This window comes from Nocardioides sp., from assembly GCF_031422975.1.
In the GTDB taxonomy this organism is placed as follows: Bacteria; Actinomycetota; Actinomycetes; order Propionibacteriales; family Nocardioidaceae; genus Nocardioides.
In genome coordinates this window covers 1-7,763 of record NZ_JANPEO010000607.1, presented here as the reverse complement: position 1 = coordinate 7,763, position 7,763 = coordinate 1, and the positions used below count along the sequence as shown (strand labels likewise).

Here is a 7,763-nt window from a genome sequence, read left to right as displayed (position 1 = left end):
TAGGCCTGCCAGGTCGTCAGGTCCGGGTCGTCGAGCACGGGGTGGTGCACGCCGTATCGCTCGACGGCCGCGGCCAGGGCCGCCGGGTCGGCCTCGTGCACGAACTTCGGCGAGTGGACGCCGATGACGACCAGCTCCTCGGCGTACGCCTCCTCGATCGGGCGCAGCTCGTCGAGGACGTGCAGGCAGTTGATGCAGCAGAAGGTCCAGAAGTCGAGCAGGACGAAGCGACCACGCAGGTCACGGAGGCTGAGCCGGGCGGCGGTGTTGAGCCAGCCACGGCCGGTGAGTTCGGGGGCTCGGACGCGCACCTGCCCCATTGTTCCAGTGACGCCCTAGTCTCTGGGCATGAGTGATGCCCCCGAGAAGCTGAGTGGTTACGTCGGTGTCTGGTGGGAGGCGGTCAACGACTTCACCGCACTGCTGGAGAAGGTCCCCGCCGACGGGTGGGACACCCCGACCGACCTGCCCGGCTGGGACGTCCACGCCGTCGCCGCCCACACCGGGCACCTCGAGTCGCTGCTCGCCGGCCACGACCACGAGGACGTCGAGATCGGCGACGCCCCGCACGCCCGCGGGATGATGGGGCAGTTCACCGAGCAGGGCGTGGTCGCGCGCCGCGACCGGACGCCGGACGAGCTGATCAACGAGATCCGTAGCTGCACCACGGCCCGGCACACGCAGCTGCTCGCCGATCCGCCCACCGATCCGGCAGCGCCCGCGCCCGGGCTGTTCGGCGCCATCGGGTGGAACACCCAGACCCTCTTGCGCAACCGGCCGCTCGACATCTGGATGCATGAGCAGGACGTACGCCGCGCGCTTGACATGCCCGGAGGGATGGACAGCCCCGCGGCCCGCCACAGTGCCGGCTACCTCGCGGAGAGCCTGGGCTACGTGCTGGCGAAGAAGCTGAAGGCGGCGCCCGGCACCACCGTGCTGCTCGAGGTCGAGGGCCACGAACCCGTGGTCGCGACCGTGACCGACGAGGGACGCGGCCAACTGCTCGCCGACGTCCCGGCAACGCCCTCGGTGGCCCTCCGGACCGACCGCGAGTCGTTCGTCGTCCTGGCCGGCGGCCGCCGCCGTCCCGAGCCCGGCCGCGTCGAGATCTTGGGCGTTGACGTCCTCGGTCAGCAGCTCCTCGACCACCTGGCCGTCACCCCGTGACCTCGTCCCCGGCCTGGACCCTTGCCGAGATCCCCGACCAGACGGGACGCACGATCCTCGTCACCGGCACCACCCAGGGCGGGCTCGGCCACTTCACCGCCCTCGAGCTCGCGCGCCGGGGCGGTCGCGTCGTGCTGGCCGGGCGGAGCGCCGACAAGCTCGACGACACCGAGTCCGCGATCCTGGGCGAGGTGCCCGCCGCCGTACTCGAGAAGCTCGTCGTCGACCTGGCCGATCTTGCCTCGGTGCGGGCCGCCGCGCGGGAGGCCGGCGAGCTCGGTCCGCTCGACGCGCTGGTCAACAACGCCGGCATCATGGCGCCCCCGTTGCGCCGCACGGCGGACGGGCTGGAGTCGCAGATGGCGACCAACCACTTCGGCCCGTTCCTGTTCACCGGCCTACTCGTCCCACAGCTCGTGGCCAGTGGCGAGGCCCGCGTGGTGACCGTGTCCTCGCAGATGCATCGGTCGGCGCGACGGGCGCCCCTCGATGACCCCACGGCCGAGCGCCGCTACCACCGCTGGTCGGTCTACAGCGAGACCAAGTTGGCCAACCTGCTCTTCACCTTCGAGCTCGACCGGCGCGCCCGCGACTCGGGTCTGCCGCTGCGTGCGCTGGCGGCCCACCCCGGCTTCTCCGGCACGCACCTCGCGGCGAACGGGCAGTTCGGCCGGGCTCGGGGCGGGGTCGCCAGCATCCTCGATGCGGCCATCAAGGCCGTCTCGCAGCCGGCGCACGCCGGCGCCTGGCCGAGCCTGATGGCCGCCACCGCCGACCTGCCGGGCAGCACCTACCTCGGACCGTCCGGCCCGGGGCAGATGTCCGGCACGCCGCAGATCGTCACCCCCCGCTCCCTCGCCCTCGACGTCGACGTCCAGCGCCAACTGTGGGAGCTCAGTGAGACAGCGGTCGGCCTGACCTGGCCGTAGTCCGCACGCCCTGTCGACCGGTGCCGGCCTCGGCTGGGGGTCGCGGTCGTGAAGGGAGGGTGCCGCCCCGGTGGGATATCCATGGGAGGGATGGCTAGCAAAGGCGCCCCGATCGAGCCATCGCGCCCATGGATATCGCATCGGGAGGGTGCGCCCGCCCTCACCGGGGTAGTCCAGCGGCAGATGGCTGTCCCGGCCCCCATTTCGCAACCACCTGTCGCTGGACTACCGGGCAGGCAACCGGGCAACCGGGCAGGCAACCGGGCTATCAGTCGTACGCCGCTCAGTCAGTCCCGCACCCGATCGCGGACCCGCACCAGTCCGGCGAGAGTCGCGATCCACGCAGCGCCGTCGGGCGCGATCGTCATCGCCGCGTAGTGGTTGTTCATCAGCACCCCCGTGCCTGTGCGCACGCTGAACACGGTCCGGCCGGTGGTGACGTCGAGTGCGGTGAGGTACCACGCGCTGACGCCCCACCAGTTCGGCTTCTTCGTGTAGGCGTAGGCCAGGCCGTTGGCGAGCGACACCTTCGCCACGCTCGACGGGGCGATCTCGTCACTCGTCCAGGCGAGCCTGCAGGCGCCACCGGCGACGTCGACCCGCGCGAACCCGGGACTGGTCGCGCGGCCCAGCAGCGTGCTGAGCGGGCTGCCGTAGCCCTGGTTGTTCTCCACGATCACGCCGTCCCCGAGCGAGATGAGCGAGTTTTCGGTCGCGCTCGCGTCGTCGGCGAAGACGGGCTGCGTGCAGATCTCGCGTCCGGAGGAGCGCTCGTAGAAGGCGACGTTCATCTGCGGCTCGGCGTTGTCGGTGATGGCCACGATGCCGCCGTCGATGATGGTCGGCGTGGTGCCGCTGCCTCGGCTCAGCTGCCCCGTCTTCTGCTCCGACCCCCGGTCGTACTCCGCGCGCCAGTCGACGACGGGGGCACCGCCGGGTTCGGCGGTGAGTCGATAGAGCGCGTGGGTGGTGACGACGTAGGCGCCGCCGGTCTCGTCGGTGGCGAAGGAGTTGGCGATCTCCTCCCCGAGGTCGAGCGTCGTCACCTCGCCGCTGTCGGGAGCGATGGTGCCGACGAGCCCGCCCTTTGTCTCGAACCAGATCCTTCCCGACCAGTCGGGCAGCAGCGCGATCAGGCAGTCGTCCTCGGGCACGGCCGAGGTGAGGTCCCACGTCTCGTCGGTCGTCAGGTCGGGCTCGCCGTCGGCGTCCGAGGTGCGGATCGCCATGATCCGGCGGTCGGTGGTCGCCACAACCGCCCGGTCGGCGGCGTCGAGGTAGAAGTAGGCCCCACCGCACAGGTCCTGCCAGGGCGCCGTGTCGCTCTCGGCCCGGTCGGGCAGGTCCTTGGTCGCGAGCTTGCGCATCGAGTCGGGGTCGATGACGTGCAGCGTCGGCCCGGCCAGGTCGCCGCACAGGGCGACCAGCCGGTCGTGGGTGTCGAACACGAGGGTGGCGCACTCCTCGATGCCGAACCACGACGTGTCGACCTCGGGCTCGAGGCCGCTGGGGCCGGCCCAGGCGTAGGTGTCGGAGGCGAACGCGTCGTTGTGCATCGAGCTGGCGCCGTTGCGCGCGAGGTGCGGGTTCTGCGCGATCGCGCCGAGCTGCACCGGACGTGCCGCAGTCGGTCGTCCGACGTACGACGGCGTCACGAGCAGCCCGGGCGACTGCGGAATCGGCAGCCAGCCGTCCGGGACGAGCACGATCAGACCAGCAACGCTCGCGAGCACCACCATCGCTGCGCCCGCCCGCCGTCGGCTGATCCAGATCCGGTCCTGGCACCACCAGCGGATCCGGGGCACGAAGAGCACCGCCGCCACCGCGACGAGCACCCACGGACCGATCGCGACCCAGGCCACGAGCAGTCCCAGGACGATCCAGATCACGCGGGCAAGGCTAGGGCGTGCGAGCCCTCAGACCTGCCACGCCCCGCGGCGCATGACCCGGAGCACGTGCAGTTCGTCGTCCAGGACCACCAGATCGGCGAGCCGACCGGGCTCGAGCGCCCCGACCTCGGTCAGCCCCAGCACCCGGGCCGGCGTCGTCGTCGCGGCGGTGATCACGTCGAGCAGGTCGATGCCGGCCTCGTGCACGCAGAAGCGCACCGCCGCGTCCATCGTCAGGGTCGAGCCCGCGATGGCACCCTGCCCGGCCAGCCGGGCGACACCACCACGCACCTCGACGGCCATCTGCCCGAGCCGGTAGTCCCCGTCGGCCGCCGCGGCAGCCGCCATCGCATCGGTCACCAGCACGCTGCGGCCAGGCTTGGCGCGCAGGGCCGTGCGCAGCACCGCCGGGTGGAGGTGCACCCCGTCGGCGATCAGCTCGACGTCCGCCTCGGAGTCGAGCAGGGCGCCCACCGGGCCCGGCTCGCGGTGGTGCAGCGGGCGCATGGCGTTGAAGAGGTGAGTGCCCACGCTGGCGCCGGCGTCGAGCGAGCGTCGCGCGATGTCGTACGTCGCATCCGTGTGCCCGATCCCCACGACCACCCCGGCCTGGACGAGCTGGCGCACGGCGGCGAGTCCGCCGGGGAGCTCGGGCGCCAGTGTCACCATCCGGACCGCCCCACCCCCGGCCGTGAGCAGCGCTTCCACCGCCGCGGGATCCGGGTCGCTCAGCGAGCCGGGCTGGTGCGCGCCCGAGCGGTGCGGGCTCAGCCACGGGCCCTCGAGGTGGATGCCGACCAGCAGCCCGTCGGCGACCAGCAGCGACAGCTCCCTGATCGCGCCGGTCATCACGTCGTGGGTGTCGGTGACCAGACTGGCGACCATCGAGGTGGTGCCGTGGGCGAGGTGGGCACGGGCGACGGTGTCGGCGGCCTTCGCCGTACCGGTGTCGAAGGACGCGCCTCCTCCTCCGTGCACGTGCATGTCGACGAAGCCGGGTGCCACGGTGCCCTCGAGGGTGATGTCAGGCGGGTCCGGTGGTGGCCCGGCGCCGACCTCGACGATGCGGGACCCGGACAGCCGAAGCCACCCCGGCGCGAGGACTCGCGTCGGGGTGACCACACGGCTGGCGGCGATGAGCACGGTCAGGCGCTCGTGTCCTGCTGGAGCAGCGGGTTGTCGGTTGCGTCCTCCTCCTCGCGGCCGGGGGTGCGCAGGTTCCACCTCCGGATCACGAACCGGAACAGCACGTAGTAGATGGCGGCGTAACCGAGCCCGATCACGATCAACAGAGCCGGTCTGGTGGCGATGTTGAAGTTGAGGACGTAGTCGAAGAGTCCAGCCGAGAAGCCGAACCCGTCCTTGATCCCGAGAGCGTTGACCAGCGCGAGCGAGGTGCCCGTCAGGAGGGCATGGATGACGTAGAGCGGGAACGCGACGAACATGAACGCGAACTCGAGCGGCTCGGTGACCCCGGTCAGGAACGCGGTCAGCGCCGAGGACAGCATGATGCCGCCGACGAGCTTCTTGTTCTGGGGCTTGGCCTCGTGCCAGATCGCCATCGCGGCGGCGGGCAGGGCGAACATCATGATCGGGAAGAAGCCGGTCATGAACGCGCCGGCGGTCGGGTCGCCGTTGAGGAAGCGGGCGATGTCCCCGTGGACCACGGTGCCACTGGCCGTCTCGTAGGAGCCGAAGACGAACCAGGGCGGGTTGTTGAGGATGTGATGCAGACCCAGCGGGATGAGCATCCGGTTGAGGAAGCCGTAGACGAAGCCGCCGATGACGGCATTCTCCGTGGCCCACTCGCCCAGACCCGTGATGCCGTCGTCGAAGACCGGATACACCAGCGACATCAGCACCGAGATGGCGATGGCGGCCACGGCGGCGAGGATCGGCACGAAACGGCGGCCGCCGAAGAAGGCGAGATAGGTCGGCAGCGACGTGCGGTAGTACCGCTGCCACAGGAAGGCCGAGACGAGGCCCATCACGATGCCGCCCAGCACGCCGTAGTTGATCAGGGCCTGGTCCTCGCCCTCGGCAGGCAGGCCCAGGACCAACGGCGACATCGCGTCGCCGACACCCTTGAAGACGAGATAGCCGACGACGGCGGCCAGTGCGGTCGAGCCGTCGGCCTTCTTCGCCATGCCGATCGCGATGCCGACCGCGAAGAGCAGCGGCAGGTTGGCGAACAGCGCGTTGCCGGCGGAGCCGATGACGGCTGCCACCCGCTCCCACCCGAGGCCGTCGGCACCGAGCAGGTCGGGCTGGCCCAGTCGCAGCAACAGCGCGGCGGCCGGCAGTGCGGCGATCGGCAGCATGAGGCTGCGGCCGAACTTCTGCAACGGTGCCAGGTTGACCCGACTCCGCAGTGATCCGCCAGTGGCGGTGTCCTGAGTGCTCACGTGGTTCTTCCCTTCCTGTTCTTCCTCGGCGGTGTGCCGACGAGGCTCATGTGGAGCTGGTAGCGGTCCCCGCGGTATCGGGAGACGACGTGTTCGAGGGGGCGACCCCGCGAGGAGGAGAGCCGTCGGAAGACCAGCAGCGGCGTGTGCACGGGGGCCTCGAGGCGACGCGCTGTGGCGCCGTCGGCGGACTCGCCCCACAGGGTCTGCTCGGCTGCATCGATCGGGTGGCCGTACTCCTCGACGAAGAGCTGGTAGAGCGACCCCGTCAGGTCCTGGGTGTCGAGGGCCGGCAGCAGGGAGCGCGGGTACCACCCGTTCTCGAGCGCCATCGGTTGCCCGTCGGCCAGCCTCACGCGGTCCACCCGCCAGGCGAGACCGCTCGACCCGAGGCGCAGCGCGCGGGCGATGTCCGCCGGCGGGCGCTCCTCGTCGACCCGCATCAGCCGCGTCGAGGGGGTGAGTCCGCGACTGCGCATGTCCTGGCTGAACGAGGCGAGGTGCAGGTTGCTCTCGATCCGCGGCTGGGCGACGAAGGTGCCCTTGCCCGGGATGCGCGTCAGCAGCCCGTCCGCGATGAGGTTCTCGATCGCCTTGCGGACCGTGGCCCGGGAGACGCCGTACGTCGCCATCAGCTCCCGCTCGGAGGGGATGACCGCTCCCGGCCCGAGCTCGGCGCGGGCGAGCTCGACCAGCCGGTCGCTGAGCTGCTCGTGCTTGGGGGTGGGGCCGTTGGTGAGGAATGTGGCCATGGACTCGGCAGCTCCTCTCGAAATTCGCTCTCGACTAAAGTCAGGATCTATTGGTACGGTCTGGTACGTACCAGTTCCCAGAGGATGGCCCGAGAACCGGGCCGCTGTCAAGAGGAGTCCGATGACGTCCCACATGGCCCGCGAGATCGCCGAGCAGCCCGCGGCGGCTCGCCGCACGCTCGACGCGCTACTCCCGCTCCGGCCCGAGATCCGCGCGCTGATGGGGACCCGGACGCGGGTGCTGCTGGTGGCACGGGGCTCCTCGGACAACGCCGCGATCTACGGTCGCTACCTGTTGGAGACCGCTGCGGGCGTCCCGGCGGGACTGGCCGCGCCCAGCGTGGCCACGCACTACGGCGCGCGGCTCGACCTCTCGGACACCCTCGTCGTCGCGGTCTCCCAGTCCGGCGAGACCACCGAGATCGTGCAGACACAGGAATGGGCCGCGTCGTGCGGGGCAGCAACGGTGGCCGTCACCAACGGTGCCGGCTCGACCCTGGCCACCGAGTCCGACCTGGCCCTGGTCACCCAGGCCGGACCGGAGGTGGCCCGTACCGCCCCCAACAACAACCAGACCCAGCAGGGGGCGGGGGGCGTGGAGCCCGAACGCCGCGCGCAGCG

The 7,763-nt window shown here is 71.1% G+C and carries 7 protein-coding genes and 1 pseudogene; 3 read left to right on the top strand and 5 right to left on the bottom strand.

Annotation, left to right across the window (positions count from 1 at the left end; translation table 11 throughout):
• Positions 1 to 311 (bottom strand): annotated as a pseudogene (locus RMO85_RS18050) (alkyl hydroperoxide reductase); the annotation flags it as partial.
• Between the two features lie 37 nt (positions 312 to 348).
• Here RMO85_RS18050 and RMO85_RS18045 point away from each other — a divergent pair.
• Entirely contained in the window at positions 349 to 1,167 is an 819-nt protein-coding gene (locus RMO85_RS18045; RefSeq protein WP_310530104.1) for a maleylpyruvate isomerase family mycothiol-dependent enzyme, read from the top strand.
• Positions 1,164 to 2,096, top strand: a complete 933-nt coding sequence (locus tag RMO85_RS18040; protein WP_310530103.1) for an oxidoreductase — start codon at positions 1,164 to 1,166, stop codon at positions 2,094 to 2,096. Before RMO85_RS18045 ends, RMO85_RS18040 begins: the two co-directional genes overlap by 4 nt.
• A gap of 287 nt (positions 2,097 to 2,383) precedes the next feature.
• Here the strand turns inward: RMO85_RS18040 and RMO85_RS18035 are convergent, their stop codons facing one another.
• The 4 genes from RMO85_RS18035 to RMO85_RS18020 are packed head-to-tail and all read right to left on the bottom strand — an operon-like array spanning position 2,384 to position 7,142.
• A complete protein-coding gene (locus tag RMO85_RS18035; protein WP_310530101.1) occupies positions 2,384 to 3,985 on the bottom strand; it encodes a hypothetical protein in 1,602 nt (533 codons plus the stop codon).
• Between the two features lie 27 nt (positions 3,986 to 4,012).
• Positions 4,013 to 5,128: an N-acetylglucosamine-6-phosphate deacetylase gene (gene nagA / locus RMO85_RS18030; RefSeq protein ID WP_310530100.1), complete on the bottom strand. Its 1,116-nt coding sequence runs from the start codon at positions 5,126 to 5,128 to the stop codon at positions 4,013 to 4,015.
• A gap of 2 nt (positions 5,129 to 5,130) precedes the next feature.
• Positions 5,131 to 6,390, bottom strand: coding sequence for a PTS transporter subunit EIIC (locus RMO85_RS18025; protein ID WP_310530099.1), 1,260 nt, complete (start codon positions 6,388 to 6,390; stop codon positions 5,131 to 5,133).
• Positions 6,387 to 7,142 carry a GntR family transcriptional regulator gene (locus RMO85_RS18020; protein WP_310530098.1) on the bottom strand — a complete coding sequence of 252 codons (756 nt, stop codon included), beginning with the start codon at positions 7,140 to 7,142 and terminating at the stop codon, positions 6,387 to 6,389. Before RMO85_RS18020 ends, RMO85_RS18025 begins: the two co-directional genes overlap by 4 nt.
• Before the next feature lie 121 nt (positions 7,143 to 7,263).
• On the opposite strand from RMO85_RS18020, the gene RMO85_RS18015 reads away from it, so the two are divergent.
• Positions 7,264 to 7,763, top strand: a 500-nt coding sequence (locus RMO85_RS18015; RefSeq protein ID WP_310530097.1) for an SIS domain-containing protein, incomplete at its 3' end; no start/stop codon positions are given.